Raw genomic sequence first — 13,918 nt, forward strand, 5'->3', positions numbered from 1 at the left:
GGCCTGATGCTCGGGATGGTGGTCGCCCTGGCCGGGGGCGTGGGTGGCTGGCGCAGCCTGGCCGGTGCTCAGGAGCCCACCACGGTGCGGGTGCTGATGCCCGCTCCCTTCGCCGATGCCACCGCCGAGCAGGTGGCGGCCTTCAACCGCGAGCACCGCGATCTGCGCATCGCCGTGACCCGGGGCCCCTTTGAGACTGAGTCGGTGTCGGATCTGGCCATCAGCAGCCTGCTGCTGGGGGACAGCCCCTACGACCTGCTGCTGATGGACGTCACCTGGACGGCCAAGTACGCCGCCGCCGGCTGGTTGCTGCCCCTCGACGACTGGCTCGGCGCCGAGGCCCTCGAGCCTCTCGCCCCGGGCGCCCGCGCCGGCAACCGCATCGATGGCCGCCTCTGGCGCCTGCCCCTGGTGGCCGACATGGGCCTGCTCTACTGGCGCACCGACCTGATGGACGCCCCGCCCCGCACCCCCGCCGAGCTGGTGGCCGTGTCCGAGCAGCTGCAGCGCCAAGGCCGGGTGCGCTGGGGCTACGTGTGGCAGGGCCGCCAGTACGAAGGCCTCAGCTGCGTGTTCCTGGAGGTGTTGCACGGCTTCGGCGGCGCCTGGCAGGCCGACCAGCCCGGCATGGGGTTGCTGACACCCGCCGCCGATCAGGCCGCCGCCTGGATGCGCTCCCTGATCGACACGGGCGTCAGCCCCGCCGCCGTGGCCAACTTCGCCGAACCGGAGGCCCTGCAGAGCTTCGAGGCCGGCGACGCCGCCCTGATGCGCAACTGGCCCTACGCCTGGCAGGAGCTGCAACGGCCCCAGAGCGCCGTGGCCGGCAAGGTGGGCGTCACCACCATGGTGGCCGAGCCCGGTCAGACCTCCGGCGCCACCCAGGGCAGCTGGGGGCTCTCGGTGCTGGCCGGCACGCCCCATCCCGCCGAGGCCGTGCAGGTGCTGCAGGCCCTCAGCGGCGCCGAGAGCCAGCGCCAGCTGGTGCGGCGCTGGGGCTACACCCCCACCCTCACCGCCCTGTTCGACGACCCGGAGCTGGTGCTGGAGCGCCCCCTGCTGCCCGTGCTGCAGCAGGCCCTGGAGGCCGTGGTGCTGCGTCCGATCAACCCCGGATACGCCCAGCTCAGCGACATCGTGCAGCGCCAGCTCAGTGGCGTGATCACCGGCGACACCCCGCCGGCCCAGGCGATGGACCGGGCTGGGCGAGCCAGCGAGCAGCTGCTGCAAGCGAGCGGCCAGGCGGCGCTGCGATGAGTGCGGCCCTCGCCCTGCTGCTGATCGCCCCGGCGCTGCTGCTGCTGCTGGCCGTGTTCGTGTGGCCGATCCTGGATTACGCCTGGCTGAGTCTGCAGGCCCAGTCGGTGTTCACGGGCCTGGAGCCCGTGCCGGTGGGGCTGGCCAACTGGCAGCGGCTGCTCGGCGACGGCCGCTTCTGGCAGGACGCCGCCCAGACCCTGCGCTTCGCGGTGGTGTCGGTGGGACTGGAGCTGCTGCTGGGGCTGGCCATCGCCCTGCTGCTCCATCAGCGCTGGCGGGGCCGGGGCCTGGTGCGCAGCCTCAGCCTGCTGCCCTGGGCCCTGCCCACCACCGTGATGGCCCTGGGCTGGCGCTGGATCTTCAACGACCCCAACGGGCCGATCAACGGCCTGCTGCAGACCATCGGCCTGCCGAGCCTGCCCTTCCTGGCATCGCCCCAGCTGGCCTGGCTGGCCGTGGTGCTGGCCGATGTCTGGAAAACCACTCCCTTCGTGGCCCTGCTGCTGCTGGCTGGGCTGCAGAGCATTCCGGCCGATCTCTACGAGGCCCTGGCCCTCGAGGGTGGCCGCCCCTGGCAGGCCCTGCGCTGGATCACCCTGCCGCTGCTGCGCCCCTACATCTTCATCGTGCTGCTGTTCCGCCTGGCCCAGGCCCTGGGGGTGTTCGATCTGGTGGCCGTGCTCACCGGCGGCGGCCCCGCCAGCAGCACCGAGAGCCTGGCCCTCTACGCCTACCTCAATGCCATGCGCTTTCTCGACTTCGGCTACAGCGCCACGGTGATGCTGGGCATGTTCGCCCTGCTGCTGGCCTGCGCCCTGGCCCTGGTGCTCAGCCAGCGCCGGCGGCGGGAGGGCGCGGCATGAGCCAGGCCCCTTCCCCCCGTGGCGGTCGCCTGGCCCTGGTGGCGCTGCTGCTGATCTGGAGTCTGGCGCCCATGCTCTGGCAGCTCTACACCTCCCTGCGCACCCCGGAGGCCCTGCTGGCCGGCGCAGAGGCCCTGGGCCGCGGCTGGACCCTGGCCAACTACGGCGCCGTGCTGGGCAGCGATCCCCCCTTCTGGCGCTACCTGCTCAACAGCACCGTGGTGGGGGCCCTGAGCACGCTGCTCACCCTCGCCCTCGCCATCCCCTGTGCCTATGCCCTCAGCCGCCGCGGCGGCCTGCTGCGGCTGCTGGTGGGCGGCGGTCTGCTGGCGGCGGCGGTGTTCCCCTACGTGCTGCTGTTTCTGGCCCTGCTGCAGGTGGCGCGGCAGCTGGGGCTGGCCAACAACCTGCTGGCCCTGTGCCTGCCCTACGCCGGTCTGTCGCTGCCCCTGGCCCTGCTGCTGCTGCAGGCGGCCTTTGCGGAGCTGCCGCGGGAGCTGGAGGAGAACGCCGTGCTGGAGGGCTTCAGCCTCTGGCAGCGGCTGCGCTGGATCCTGCTGCCGCTGATGGGGCCCTCGGTGGTGAGCACGGCGCTGCTGGTGTTCCTGTTCAGCTGGAACGAGTTTCCGATCGCTCTCACCTGGCTCAGCCGCAGTGAGCTGCTCACCCTGGCGCCAGCCATGGCCCGCATGGCCGGCTCGTCGGTGTTTACGGTGCCCTACGGCGCCTTCGCCGCCGCCACCGTGCTGGGCAGCGTGCCGCTGCTGGCCCTGTTGCTGCTGTTCCAGCGCCAGATCGTGGCCGGCCTCACCCAGGGAGCGATCAAGGGATGAGCAGCGCACCAGCCCCTGCCCTGCGCCTCGAAGGCCTGGAACGCCGCCTCGGCCAGCGCTCGATCCTGGCGGGCATCGACCTGCGGGTGGAGCCGGGCGAGTGTGTGGCGCTGCTGGGGCCGAGCGGCTGCGGCAAGAGCACGATCCTGCGGCTGATCGCCGGCCTCGATCAGCCCGATGGCGGCCGCATCCTGCTGGGTGAGCGCGACATCACCGCCCTGCCGGCCGGGCGGCGTCAGGTGGCCATGGTGTTCCAGAGCTATGCGCTCTACCCGCACCTGAGCGTGGCCCGCAACCTCTCCCTGGGCATGGAGCTGCGGGGGGTGCCGCGGCAGCAGCGGCAGCAGGAGATCGACCGGGTGCTGGCCATGCTGCAGCTGGAGGACCAGAGCCAGCGCCGCCCCGCCGACCTCTCGGGCGGTCAGCGCCAGCGGGTGGCCCTGGCCCGGGCCCTGCTGCGCCAGCCGCGGGTGTTCCTGCTCGATGAACCGATGAGCAACCTCGATGCCCAGCTGCGGGAGGAGTTGCGCCCCCAGCTGCGCACGATCCTCTGCGGCAGTCAGGCCCCGGTGGTGTACGTGACCCACGACCAGCAGGAGGCCATGGGCATCGCCGACCGCATCGCCGTGCTGCAGCAGGGACGCCTGCAGCAGTGCGGCACGCCCCAGGAGCTCTACGGCACGCCTGCCAACGTGGCGGTGGCGCGCTTCATCGGCCGGCCCCAGATCAACCTGCTGCCGATGCAGGACGGCCTCCTGGTGGGCATCCGCCCCGAGCACCTGTATCCAGTCACCGAGGGCGGTCTGCCGGTGCGGGTGCTCAGCCGCGAGTGGCACGGCGCCAGCCAGCAGCTCACGCTCAGCAGCCCCCACGGCGAGCTGCGCTGGACCTGCGACGGCAGCCAGCCGATCGCCAGCACGCTGCAGCTGGGCTGGGACCGGCGCCACGAACATCGCTTCCAGCAGGCCAGCGGGCTGCGCTGCTGAGGCCCGGGTGCTGGCGCTGGCGGCCATTTGCGCTTAAACCAAGACAGAGCGAGAGGGTCTGGATGCCTGATGCCTGATCCGGTGGCGCACTGGTGGGAAGGCTGTGTGATCTACCAGTTGCTGCCGCGCAGCTTTGCCGATGCCAACGGTGACGGCATCGGCGATCTGGCCGGCATCAGGGAGAGGCTGCCCTACCTGAGCTGGCTGGGGGTGGACGCGATCTGGATGACGCCGATCTACCCCTCTCCGCTCAAGGACGGCGGCTACGACATCACCGACTTCAAGTCGATCCACCCTGATCTGGGCTGCATGGCCGACCTGCGCCAGCTGCTGGAGCAGGCCCATCGGCTCGGCATCAAGGTGGTGCTCGATCTGGTGCTGAACCACACCAGCGTGCTGCACCCCTGGTTCCAGCGGGCCCGCTGGGCGCCGAGCGGCAGCTCCGAGCGCGACTTCTACGTGTGGCGGGATCGCGACGACGGCTACGCCGACGCCCCCGTGCTGTTCCGCCGCTACGAGAGCTCCAACTGGGAATGGGATGAGGTGGCGGGGCAGTACTTCCTGCATCGCTTCCTGCGCCACCAGCCCGACCTCAACTACGCCAACCCCGCCGTGCAGGAGGAGATGCTGGCGGTGGTGGACTTCTGGTTGGAGCAGGGGATCGACGGCTTCCGGCTCGACGCCGTGCCCTTCCTGTTCGAGGAGGAGGGCAGCCGCTGCGAGGGCCTGCCTGAGACCCACGCCTTCCTGCGGCGGGTGCGGCAGCGGGTGGACGCCTGTGACCGCGACGTGCTGCTGCTGGCCGAGGCGATCCAGCCGGTGCAGGAGTCGGCTCCCTACCTGGCGGAGGGGGAGCTGCATGCGGCCTTCGAGTTCGCCCTCACCGCCCACCTGTTCGCGGCGGTGGCCCAGGGGCGCTGCGACCAGCTCTACACCTGCCTGCGCGAGGCCCAGAACGCCGTACCGGGCTGCCGCTGGGCCCTGCCCCTGCGCAACCACGACGAGCTGTGGCTGGGCGATGGCCACCTGGTGAGCGATGCGGTGGTGGAGGCGGTGTGCACGGGCTTCCCCAACGCCGAGGGCCACTGGCTGAACTGGGGCATCAACCGTCGGCTGGCGCCGATGCTCAACGGCGATCCGCGCCCCAACACCCTGCTGCACAGCCTCATCTACAGCCTGCCCGGCATCCCCTGCCTCTACTACGGCGATGAGCTGGGCATGGGCGACTGGCCCGGGCTGCGCGACCGCGATGCCAACCGCACGCCGATGGCCTGGACGCGGGACCGCGCCGGCGGCTTCTCCACGGCGCCCGATCCCCTGCTGGTGCTGCCGCCGATCACCGCCCCCGGCTACGACTACCGGGTGGTGAACGTGGCCGTGCAGCAACAGCTCTCCGGCTCCCTGCTCAACTGGCATCACCGCATGCTCACCAGCCGCCAGCAGTTGCCGGCCCTGCGGCTGGGGGACTTCCAGCTGCTGGAGAGCGACCACCCCTCCGTGTTGAGCTACGCCCGCAGCACCGGCGACATGACCATGGTGGTGGCGGCCAATGTGTCGGGCACGGGAGCCTCCACCCAGCTCGATCTGGGCCAGTGGCGGGGCAGCCGCATGCGCGAGGTGGTGTGGGGCTGCGAGTTTCCCGCCGCCAATGACAGCTGGTTCATCTACCTGCCCGCCTACGGCTTCTTCTGGTGGCTCGTGGGCGAAGCGGACATGGTGTCCGAGGCTGAGGAGCCGCCTCAGCCCGAAAGGGCGGAGCCGGTGGCCGCCAGCTCCTGATCCAGCAGCCGCTGCACCTCGGGCCGCAGCCGTTCGGCCTCGGCGCTGTCCACGAAGCCGAGGCGGCAGCGCCGCCAGAGCACGTCGTCGCTGCTGCGGGCCCACTCGTGGCGCACGGCGTGGCGCACTTCCGCGGCGGTGAGTGGAATCACCGGGCTCAGGGGTTCCCTTTCCTGGGGCGAGGCGGCGCAGGCCAGCACCGCCTCGGCCTGCAACCCGTGGCTGGCGAGCAGATGCTGCACCAGGGCCGCCGGGTGCTCAGCGCCGAGGCGCTGCTCCAGGGCGGCGAGCCCCCGGCGGGTGGACTCAGGCTCCTCTTCGGCACCCAGGATGGGCGTGGGTCCGGCGGGCTCCGCCAGGGGACGGCCCAGCTGGGCTGCCACGGCCTTCAGGCCATCGAGGGCCATGGGGCGGCAGGTGGTCCACTTGCCGCCCATCACGCTGATCAGTCCGGAGGGGAGCTGCTCCACCTCGTGCTCGCGCACCACGGTGGAGGTTTCCGGGGCTGCACCCGCGGCAGCGGGGCTGGCGGCGCTGGCCGGGCGCAGCAGGGGCGGGCGCCGGCCCAGCGGCTGCACACCTGCGGCTCTCCGTGCTGGGGGAACCAGCGCCGCACGTAGCTGAGCAGGTAGGCCTCCTCCTCGGCGCTGGGGGCGTTGGCCTCCCCGACCGGGCAGGAGGTGTCGGTGGTGCCCACCAGGGTGCGGCCGAAGAAGGGCAGCACGAACAGCACCCGGCCGTCGTCGGTGGCGGGAATCAACAGGCCGGTGCCGCCGGGGCAGAGGTTTCCCTTCAGCACCAGGTGGATGCCACGGCTGGCCTGCAGCCTTGGGCCCTGGTCGGGATCGGCCATGCGGCGGATCGCGTCGGCGCCGATGCCCGTGGCGTTGAGCACCACCCGGGCCTGCAGCTCGCGGCGCTCGCCTGTCTGCAGGTCTTCCACCACCGCGCCGCTGAGGCGGCCCTGCTGGCGCAGCAGCTCCACCACCCGGGTGCGGGTGTGCACGCTCGCGCCGAGGCCCGCGGCGGTGCGGGCGATCAACAGGTTGAGCCGGGCATCGTCGAACTGGCCATCGCTGTAGGCCACGCCGCTGTAGCCGGGAGCCAGCTCGGGCAACTGCTGCTGCACGGTGCCGCGGGCCAGCCAGCGGCTGGCGCCGATGCCGCGGCGCCCGGCCAACAGGTCGTAGAGCCCCAGGCCGATGCCGTAGTAGGCCTGCTGAATGAAGCCGGCGGTGGGCAGCAGCAGCTCCAGCCGGTGGGCCAGAAACGGCACCGCCTCCAGCCAGTGGCCCCGCTCCCCCAGTGCCTCCCGCACCAGCTGCAGCTGGCGCCAGTCCAGCCGGCGGAAGGCCAGTTCCAGGTAGCGCACGCCGCCGTGCAGCAGCTTGGTGCTGCGGCTGCTGGTGCCCTGGGCGATGTCGCCCGCCTCCACCAGGGTCACCGAGAGGCCACGGCGCACGGCCTCAAGCGCCACGCTGGCCCCGGTAGCGCCGCCACCGATCACGAGCAGATCCACGGTCATCAGGCTGCTCCGGAAGGGGTTACCACTTGAGCCTGCTGCAGGTCGGGGTCATGCCAGTGCAGGCTGCGCTCCACGGCGGACCGCCAGCGCTGCTGCCGATGTTGGCGCTGCTCCAGGCTGATCGCGGGCTCGAAGCGCCGGGCACCGGGGGCCTCGGCCAGGTCGCTCCAGGCACCCAGGCCCTCCAGCTCTCCAGCCTGCACCCCAGCCAGCAGGGCCACGCCCCGCGCCGTGCTCTCCAGGTCGGCCCGGCGCCGCACCGGCAGGCCGGTGGCATCGGCCTGGGCCTGGAGCAGCAGATCGGCGGCTGCGGCTCCGCCATCGGCAGCGAGTTCCTGCAGGGGCTCGCCCAGGGCCTCTTCGGCCAGCTCTACCAGGGTGGCCACCGCCAGGGCGATCCCCTCCAGGGTGGCCCGGGCGAGTTGGGCCGGGCCGGTGTCGCGGCTGAGGCCGATCAGCAGGCCCCGCGCCGCCGGATCCCAATGGGGCGTGCCCCAGCCGGTGAAGGCGGGCACCAGCATCACGCCGCCGCTGCTGCTGCAGCTGGCCGCCAGGGCGTTCACCTGGTCGGAGCGCTCGATCAGCCGCAGGCCGTCGCGCAGCCACTGAATGGCGGTGCCGGCATTGAAAAGGCTGCCCTCCAGGCAGTAGGTGGGCCGGCCGACGGCATCGGTCCAGCCGACGGTGCTGAGCAGGCCGGCGTCGGAGCGCTGGATCGTGGCGCCGGTGTTGATCACCAGGAAGGCGCCGGTGCCGTAGGTGCACTTGCCCTCGCCGCTGGTCAGGCAGCTCTGGCCCAGGGTGGCGGCCTGCTGGTCTCCCAGCACCGCCGTGATCGGCACGCCGGCGAAGGGCAGCCCCGCCGCGATCGTGCCGAAGGCGGCCTGGCTCGGCAGCAGCTCCGGCAGGGCATCGGGCGGCACCCCCAGGCTGGAGGCGAGCTCGAGATCCCAGCGCAGCTGCTCCAGGTCCATCAGCAGGGTGCGGCTGGCATTGCTGCAGTCGGTGGCATGGCGTCCGCACAGCCGCCACAGCAGCCAGCTGTCCACGGTGCCGAAACACAGCTCCCCGGCCGCCGCTGCCGCCGCCGCCGCCGGCAGCTCCCGCAGCAGCCACACAATCTTGCTGGCGCTGAAGTAGGGGTCCACCAGCAGGCCGGTGCGCTGGCGGATGGTGGCTTCCAGCCCCTGCTGCTTCCAGGCGGCGCAGAGGGCGGCGGTGCGGCCGTCCTGCCACACGATCGCCGGGGCCAGGGGCTCCTGCGTGCCCCGGCGCCAGAGCACGGTGGTTTCACGCTGGTTGGCGATCCCGCAGGCCACCACGGCTCGGCGCTGCTCCGGGCTGATCGCCTGCTCCAGCTGCTGCAGAGCGGCCAGCTGGCTCTGCCAGATCGCCTCCGGGTGCTGCTCCACCCAGCCATCCGCCGGGTAGTGGCACTCCAGGGGGGCACCGCAGCAGGCCACCTGCTGGCCCTGGTGGTCATACAGCGCCGCGCGGGAACTGGTGGTGCCCTGGTCGATGCTCAGAAAGAGGGCAGAACCCATGCAGCCACCTGTTTTGAGTTTGGTACCACAACAGGCTGGGCTGAACCCAGGGATCCACCCGGCCGCAAGGAAGTGCAACGGTGGGCCGATGGGGCAGGGTGACTGCAGCGGCCCCCGGCCGCCCGACGCCCCGGCAGCCCGCGCCATGCCCCTCTCGCCCAACCCCCTGAGCCCGGATGCCCTGCTCGAGGACCTGGCCGCCCCTGCCGAGCTGCTGATCGTGCAGGACCTCGACGGGGTGTGCATGGAGCTGGTGCATGATCCGCGCCAGCGGCGGCTGGAGCCGGCCTACATCCGCGCGGCGCGGCAGCTGGAGGGACAGTTTGCGGTGCTCACCAACGGCGAGCACGAGGGCAGCCGCGGCGTCAACCGGGTGGTGGAGCAGGCCCTGGCCGGCAGTGCCGAGCCCGCCGCCGAGGGCCTCTACCTGCCCGGGCTGGCGGCCGGTGGCGTGCAGCTGCAGGACCGCTTTGGCCTGGTGAGCCATCCGGGGGTGTCGGCCGGGGAGATCGCCTTCCTGGCGGCAGTGCCGCAGCGGCTGCGGCGCAGCTTGCTGGAGCGGCTGCCGGCGCTGTTGCCCCACCTGGGTGGGGATCGGCGGCAGGCCCTGGTGGAGGCGGCCGTGCTCGACAACCCCCTCTCCCCCAGCCTCAACCTCAACGGGCTGTTCGCTGCCGTGGAGGGCAACGTGGCCGGCCAGCAGGATCTACAGGCCCTGGCTCTGGAGCTGATGGGGGAGTTGCTGGCGGAGGCCACAGCGGCAGGCCTGGGCGAGGCCTTCTTCCTGCACCTGGCCCCGAACCTCGGCCGCCGGGACGGTGCTGAGCAGCTCAAGCCCGCCAGCCCCGCCGGCACCGGCACCACGGACTTCCAGCTGATGCTGCGCGGCGCCCTCAAGGAGGTGGGCCTGCTGGTGCTGCTCAATCAGGCCATCGGCCGCCGCAGCGGCAGCCCCCCCCTCGGCGCCGACTTCAACGTGCGCACGGCCCCCCACGACCACCCCAGCCTGCTGGAGCTGGCCCGCTCGGCCTTCGAGCCGGCGCTGATGCCCACCCTGGTGGGGGTGGGCGACACGATCACCTCGGTGCCGGCGCAGGCGGGGGCTGGCTGCGGGGCGGCAGCGACCGGGGCTTCCTCACCCTGCTGCAGGAGCTGGGCGCGGTGTTCGGCACGGCCAACCGGGTGGTGCTGGTGGACAGCAGCGGCGGTGCCGTGGACCGCCCCTCCCACGCCGATGGCCGCCTGGTGGGTCTCACCGATCCGCAGGATTCCCTGCGCATCGACGCCAGCCTGGCCGGCGGGCCACGGCAATACGTGGAGCTGTTCGGCAGGCTCGCCGAGCGCCGGGGTCAGGCCCTCAGGGGTTGAGGCCCAGCTCGCGCTCCATGCCGGCCAGGGCCACCTCGGCCACCAGCTGGATGCGGTAGCGGCAGTGCTGCGTGGTGGTGCCGTCGAAGCGGCCGTGCTCCCAGTACTTGTTGCTGCCGGCGCCGCCACCGCAGAGGCCGAAGTAGTCGCAGCTGGCCCGGCAGCGCTCCACACCGGTGCGGATCTCGCGCTCCACCTGCTGGAACTTCGGCGTGCCGGCCAGATCCACCAGGCTGTCGCGCAGCACGTGGCCGAAGCAGAAATCGCCGAAGCGTTCGGTGTGCACCGACAGCAGCTCCGGATCGAAGGTGGACATGTTGCCGCGGGCATCCACGTTCACGATCGCGAAGGGGGTGTTCATATCGGTCTGCACCAGGCGGGCTTCGCCGCAGGCCAGGCTGGTGATTCCCTCGAACTCGCGGATCCGCAACCGCTCGGGCTGGTCGCCGCAGCGGTCCCAGACGCGCTCCATGAACTGGCGGTAGCGGGCCTCCAGGGCGGGCCGCTCCCCCGCCGAGACCTCCAGGCTGGACTGGGTGTTGACGCCCTCGGTCTCCTCCATGTTGAAGCCCACGTCGCCGATGCCCTGCTGCAGGAAGAAATCGACGATCGCGTCGGCATGGTCGAGCCCGGCGGCGGTGAGCACGCAGATCACCTCGAAGGGGATGCCCCGCCGTTGCAGCCAGTCCACCCCCCGCATCACGGCGGCATGGCTGGGCAGGCCGGTGCGGGTGACCCGGTGGGCGTCGTGCAGGAAGGCGGGGCCATCCATGCTCACGCCCACGTGGATGTCGTGGCGCTCGAAGCAGTCGCACCAGGCCGCATCGATCACGGTGGCGTTGGTCTGCAGCGACTGCACCACCGTGGAGGGCGGCAGCCCGTGGCGCTGCAGCACGGCCTGGATGCGGGCGCTGGCGGCGTCGTAGAAGGCGATCGGCATGGTGAGCGGCTCGCCCGCATGCCAGAGCAGGGTGAATCCCCCGTCAAAGAAGGGGCTCTCCAGCACCCGCTCCAGGGCCGCCTCCAGCAGCTCCAGCGACAGCCGGGTGCGGTCGTCCCGCTGGGGCAGGTAGCAGTAACTGCAGTCGAGGTTGCAGAAGGGGGTGGGCTGCAGCACCAGCAGGCGCACCGGCCCATAGGCCAGCTCAGGCACCGGGGTGACGCTCATCGGGGCCTCGCTCAGCGGAAGTTGCGGAAGCCACCGCCGTTGCGGAAGCCCCCATTCCTGAAGCCGCCCCCATTGCGGAAGCCGCCATTACGGAAGCCACCGCCATTGCGGAAGCCGCCGTTGCGGAACCCCCCGTTGCGGAAGCCGCCATTGAAGAAGCCGCCGTTGCGGAAGCCTCCGTTGTAGAAGCCGCCATTGCGGAAGCCGCCGTTGCCCCAGCCCACGGTGGGGGCGTTGACGAACACGTAGGCCAGGGCGTCCGGTGGCCCGGCCTCTGGCCCCAGTTCCTCACGATCCTGGCCTTCCAGGTTGGTGCCGGCCTGCTGCTCCCTGTCCCGCACCACCGCTGCAATGCGCTGCATCCGCGCCTCGATGCTGGCGGTCGATCCCTGCTGCGCGGCGGCGGTGGCCAGGGCCGCTGCGCAGTCGAGCGGCAACGACACCAGCAGCAGCAGGCCGAACAGGCGGGAGCGGGTCAGAAAGGCCATGACAGGTGCTGCGAAGAGACGCGCGGACGGAAAAAAGGAACGGCGGGAAGGGGAGCAGAGGCCGCTTCAGCTGCCGGGTTCGGGCTGCTGATCGCCGTCGGCCGCGGGCAGGGGCCTGATCGCCTCCCGGCCCAGCAACAGCCCCTGGAAGATCTCATCGACCTGCTCATGGGCAGCGCCGGGGCCGGTGCCGGGCGCCAGCCAGCGATCCACTGCGGCCACGTCTTCTGGCCTGCCGTCCACATAGCCCTGCAGCAGCCGGGCGATGGCCAGATCCACCAGGTTGCGGAAGGCGGAGTCGTTCTCCGGCAGCAGGCAGGCCACCCCATAGCTCTCGAAGGGCTCGTCGGGCACCAGCGCCAGGTCCTTGAGTCCCCGGGCCCGGGCCAGGGCAGCGAGCACCTTGGTGTCACCGATCACTCCCTCCACCCGGTTCGCCTCCAGGGCATCGAGGGCCTCGGACAGGTTGGCGAACGGCACCAGCCGGGCCTCGGGCTGCATCCCCTCGAGCTCCGTCTCCGCCAGGGTGGAGCGCACCACGCCGATCGGGCGGCCGGTCAGGGCGGCGGGATTGCCGTCGAAGCGGCCGGCCGGGGCCAGCAGGCGCAGGCCCGACACGCCGATGGGCATTGAGAAGTCGGCGGTCATGTCGGCTTCCCAGCTGAAGGGAATGCCGCAGGCCAGGTCGGCGGTGCCGGCCGTCACCCGAGCGGCGGTGGCGGCCAGGTCGGGCTCCATGACCAGCCGGAGCCTCACGGGACGGCCCACGGCCCTGGCCAGCTCGGCGGCGATCCGCTCGCCCAGCAGCACCGCGTAGCCCTGGGGCTGGCCCTGGCTGCCGCCGCTCAGCAGGGGCGGCGCGTCGGCGGGGCCGACCAGCACCAGTTCCCCGGAGCGGGCCACCCGTTCCACGGCTCCTCCCGCCAGGGCGGCAGCAGGAAGCGCCAGCCCCCCAGCCACGGCCAGGGCTGCCAGGGTGGCCGTGCTACAGAGCGCGCCCGAGGCGGCGGGCTCGGCGCAGCTCAGGCTCAGGGGGCGGCCGTAAGGGGCTGATCCCCCTGGGGAGGGAGCGGCCGAAGGGCCTGGGGAAGACAAAGCACGCCACGCCGGATGCCCCAGGACTCTGGCAAGGCCTGGGGCATCCGGCCATGCGGCGGGCTGCAGCCTGCGGGATTCTTCATTGCGACGAAGACCGCTCAGATCCACTGCTGCGCAAAGCGCATGCTGATGTCGAGCCAGGGGCTGCGGGTGATCGGTGCGCTGCTGGAGATCAGGTCCACGCCGCTGGCCGCACAGGCGCGCAACTGGGCCGGCTCCACCCCGGAGGCCTCCAGCACCACAGCCCGGCCCAGGTCTGTGGCCAGCCGGCGCAGGACCGGCACCAGCTCGGCCAGGGCACCAGGGCTGAAGCCATCCAGCAGCACGGCGTCAGCGCCGGCCTGGATCGCCTGCTCGGCCTCGGCGGCGGTCTCCGCTTCCACGATCACCCGGGCGGGCCAGGGGGCCGCAGCCCGCACCGCCAGCAGGGCCGGCACCACCCCGCCCGCCCAGGCCAGGTGGTTCTCCTTGAGCATGGCGGTGTCGTCGAGCCCGAAGCGGTGGTTGAGGCCGCCGCCACAGCGCACGGCGTATTTCTCCAGCAGCCGCAGCCCTGGAGTTGTCTTGCGGGTGTCGGCCAGACGCACGCCGCTGCCCTCCAGCTGCTGCACCAGCTCGGCGGTGGCCGTGGCGATGCCGCTCAGGCGCATCGCCAGGTTCAGGGCCGTGCGCTCGCCTGCCACCAGGGCCGCGGCATCTCCCTCCAGCTCCAGCAACCGCTGATCGGCCTGGATCCGCTCGCCATCACCCACCAGTAGCCGCACCTGCAGCTCGGCATCGAGCAGGCGGAACAGGGGCTCCACCAACGCCCCGCCACTGAACACCCCGGCGCGCCTGGCCACCCAGTGGGCCCGGCCCCGCGCCCCCGCTAGGGCGGGCGCCGTGAGGTCGCCGCGGCCCAGATCTTCCGCCAGCCAGGCGCGCAGCAGGGGCTCGAGTTGCAGGGGGCTCAGCGGTGGCATGGCAGCGAGCGCGGCAGGAGGGCGGACCCTCCAGGACCATGGCA

Annotated in this window: 10 protein-coding genes and 2 pseudogenes; 6 read left to right on the forward strand and 6 right to left on the reverse strand. The window is 72.1% G+C overall.

Annotation, left to right across the window (positions count from 1 at the left end; all coding sequences use genetic code 11):
- The first annotated feature begins 15 nt into the window (after positions 1-15).
- From IQ220_RS01535 to IQ220_RS01555, 5 genes are all read left to right on the forward strand, one after another.
- Entirely contained in the window at positions 16-1,257 is a 1,242-nt protein-coding gene (locus tag IQ220_RS01535) for an ABC transporter substrate-binding protein (RefSeq protein WP_228008800.1), read from the forward strand.
- Positions 1,254-2,123 carry a carbohydrate ABC transporter permease gene (locus IQ220_RS01540; RefSeq protein ID WP_186698069.1) on the forward strand — a complete coding sequence of 290 codons (870 nt, stop codon included), beginning with the start codon at positions 1,254-1,256 and terminating at the stop codon, positions 2,121-2,123. Before IQ220_RS01535 ends, IQ220_RS01540 begins: the two co-directional genes overlap by 4 nt.
- Positions 2,120-2,956, forward strand: a complete 837-nt coding sequence (locus tag IQ220_RS01545; RefSeq protein ID WP_193912983.1) for a carbohydrate ABC transporter permease — start codon at positions 2,120-2,122, stop codon at positions 2,954-2,956. Before IQ220_RS01540 ends, IQ220_RS01545 begins: the two co-directional genes overlap by 4 nt.
- Positions 2,953-3,942, forward strand: coding sequence for an ABC transporter ATP-binding protein (locus IQ220_RS01550; protein ID WP_193912985.1), 990 nt, complete (start codon positions 2,953-2,955; stop codon positions 3,940-3,942). The genes IQ220_RS01545 and IQ220_RS01550 overlap by 4 nt, the downstream gene beginning before the upstream one ends.
- A 69-nt stretch (positions 3,943-4,011) precedes the next feature.
- Positions 4,012-5,721 carry an alpha-amylase family protein gene (locus tag IQ220_RS01555; protein ID WP_193912987.1) on the forward strand — a complete coding sequence of 570 codons (1,710 nt, stop codon included), beginning with the start codon at positions 4,012-4,014 and terminating at the stop codon, positions 5,719-5,721.
- Here the strand turns inward: IQ220_RS01555 and IQ220_RS01560 are convergent.
- Both IQ220_RS01560 and IQ220_RS01565 read right to left on the reverse strand, forming a co-directional pair.
- Positions 5,682-7,246: pseudogene (locus tag IQ220_RS01560) on the reverse strand (FAD-dependent oxidoreductase). The gene IQ220_RS01555 and the pseudogene IQ220_RS01560 overlap by 40 nt on opposite strands.
- Positions 7,246-8,790, reverse strand: a complete 1,545-nt coding sequence (locus tag IQ220_RS01565; RefSeq protein WP_193912989.1) for a glycerol kinase GlpK — start codon at positions 8,788-8,790, stop codon at positions 7,246-7,248. Before IQ220_RS01565 ends, IQ220_RS01560 begins: the two are co-directional and overlap by 1 nt.
- Positions 8,791-9,034: 244 nt before the next feature.
- Between IQ220_RS01565 and stpA the strand changes: the two are divergent.
- Positions 9,035-10,158 (forward strand): annotated as a pseudogene (gene stpA / locus IQ220_RS01570) (glucosylglycerol 3-phosphatase).
- On the opposite strand, the gene grrM reads toward stpA, so the two are convergent.
- The 4 genes from grrM to nadC form a co-directional block, all read right to left on the reverse strand.
- Positions 10,148-11,326 (reverse strand): cyclophane-forming radical SAM/SPASM peptide maturase GrrM/OscB, encoded by a 1,179-nt coding sequence (gene grrM / locus IQ220_RS01575; protein ID WP_186698082.1) that lies wholly within the window; start codon positions 11,324-11,326, stop codon positions 10,148-10,150. The pseudogene stpA and the gene grrM sit on opposite strands and share 11 nt — an antisense overlap.
- 11 nt (positions 11,327-11,337) lie before the next feature.
- Positions 11,338-11,814, reverse strand: a complete 477-nt coding sequence (gene grrA, locus IQ220_RS01580) for a GrrA/OscA1 family cyclophane-containing rSAM-modified RiPP (RefSeq protein WP_193912991.1) — start codon at positions 11,812-11,814, stop codon at positions 11,338-11,340.
- A gap of 66 nt (positions 11,815-11,880) precedes the next feature.
- Positions 11,881-12,909 carry an extracellular substrate binding-like orphan protein GrrP gene (gene grrP, locus IQ220_RS01585; RefSeq protein WP_228008801.1) on the reverse strand — a complete coding sequence of 343 codons (1,029 nt, stop codon included), beginning with the start codon at positions 12,907-12,909 and terminating at the stop codon, positions 11,881-11,883.
- Between the two features lie 101 nt (positions 12,910-13,010).
- On the reverse strand, positions 13,011-13,874 hold the full coding sequence (gene nadC, locus IQ220_RS01590; RefSeq protein WP_193912993.1) for a carboxylating nicotinate-nucleotide diphosphorylase: 864 nt from the start codon (positions 13,872-13,874) through the stop codon (positions 13,011-13,013).
- Between the last annotated feature and the right edge of the window lie 44 nt (positions 13,875-13,918).

The sequence above is a fragment of the Cyanobium sp. LEGE 06113 genome (assembly GCF_015207615.1).

Coding starts and splice junctions, on each gene's coding strand:
- IQ220_RS01535 (WP_228008800.1), top strand. CDS start 16: ATGGTGGTCGCCCTGGCCGGGGGCGTGGGTGGCTGGCGCAGCCTGGCC.
- IQ220_RS01540 (WP_186698069.1), top strand. CDS start 1,254: ATGAGTGCGGCCCTCGCCCTGCTGCTGATCGCCCCGGCGCTGCTGCTG.
- IQ220_RS01545 (WP_193912983.1), top strand. CDS start 2,120: ATGAGCCAGGCCCCTTCCCCCCGTGGCGGTCGCCTGGCCCTGGTGGCG.
- IQ220_RS01550 (WP_193912985.1), top strand. CDS start 2,953: ATGAGCAGCGCACCAGCCCCTGCCCTGCGCCTCGAAGGCCTGGAACGC.
- IQ220_RS01555 (WP_193912987.1), top strand. CDS start 4,012: ATGCCTGATCCGGTGGCGCACTGGTGGGAAGGCTGTGTGATCTACCAG.
- IQ220_RS01565 (WP_193912989.1), bottom strand. CDS start 8,790: ATGGGTTCTGCCCTCTTTCTGAGCATCGACCAGGGCACCACCAGTTCC.
- grrM (WP_186698082.1), bottom strand. CDS start 11,326: ATGAGCGTCACCCCGGTGCCTGAGCTGGCCTATGGGCCGGTGCGCCTG.
- grrA (WP_193912991.1), bottom strand. CDS start 11,814: ATGGCCTTTCTGACCCGCTCCCGCCTGTTCGGCCTGCTGCTGCTGGTG.
- nadC (WP_193912993.1), bottom strand. CDS start 13,874: ATGCCACCGCTGAGCCCCCTGCAACTCGAGCCCCTGCTGCGCGCCTGG.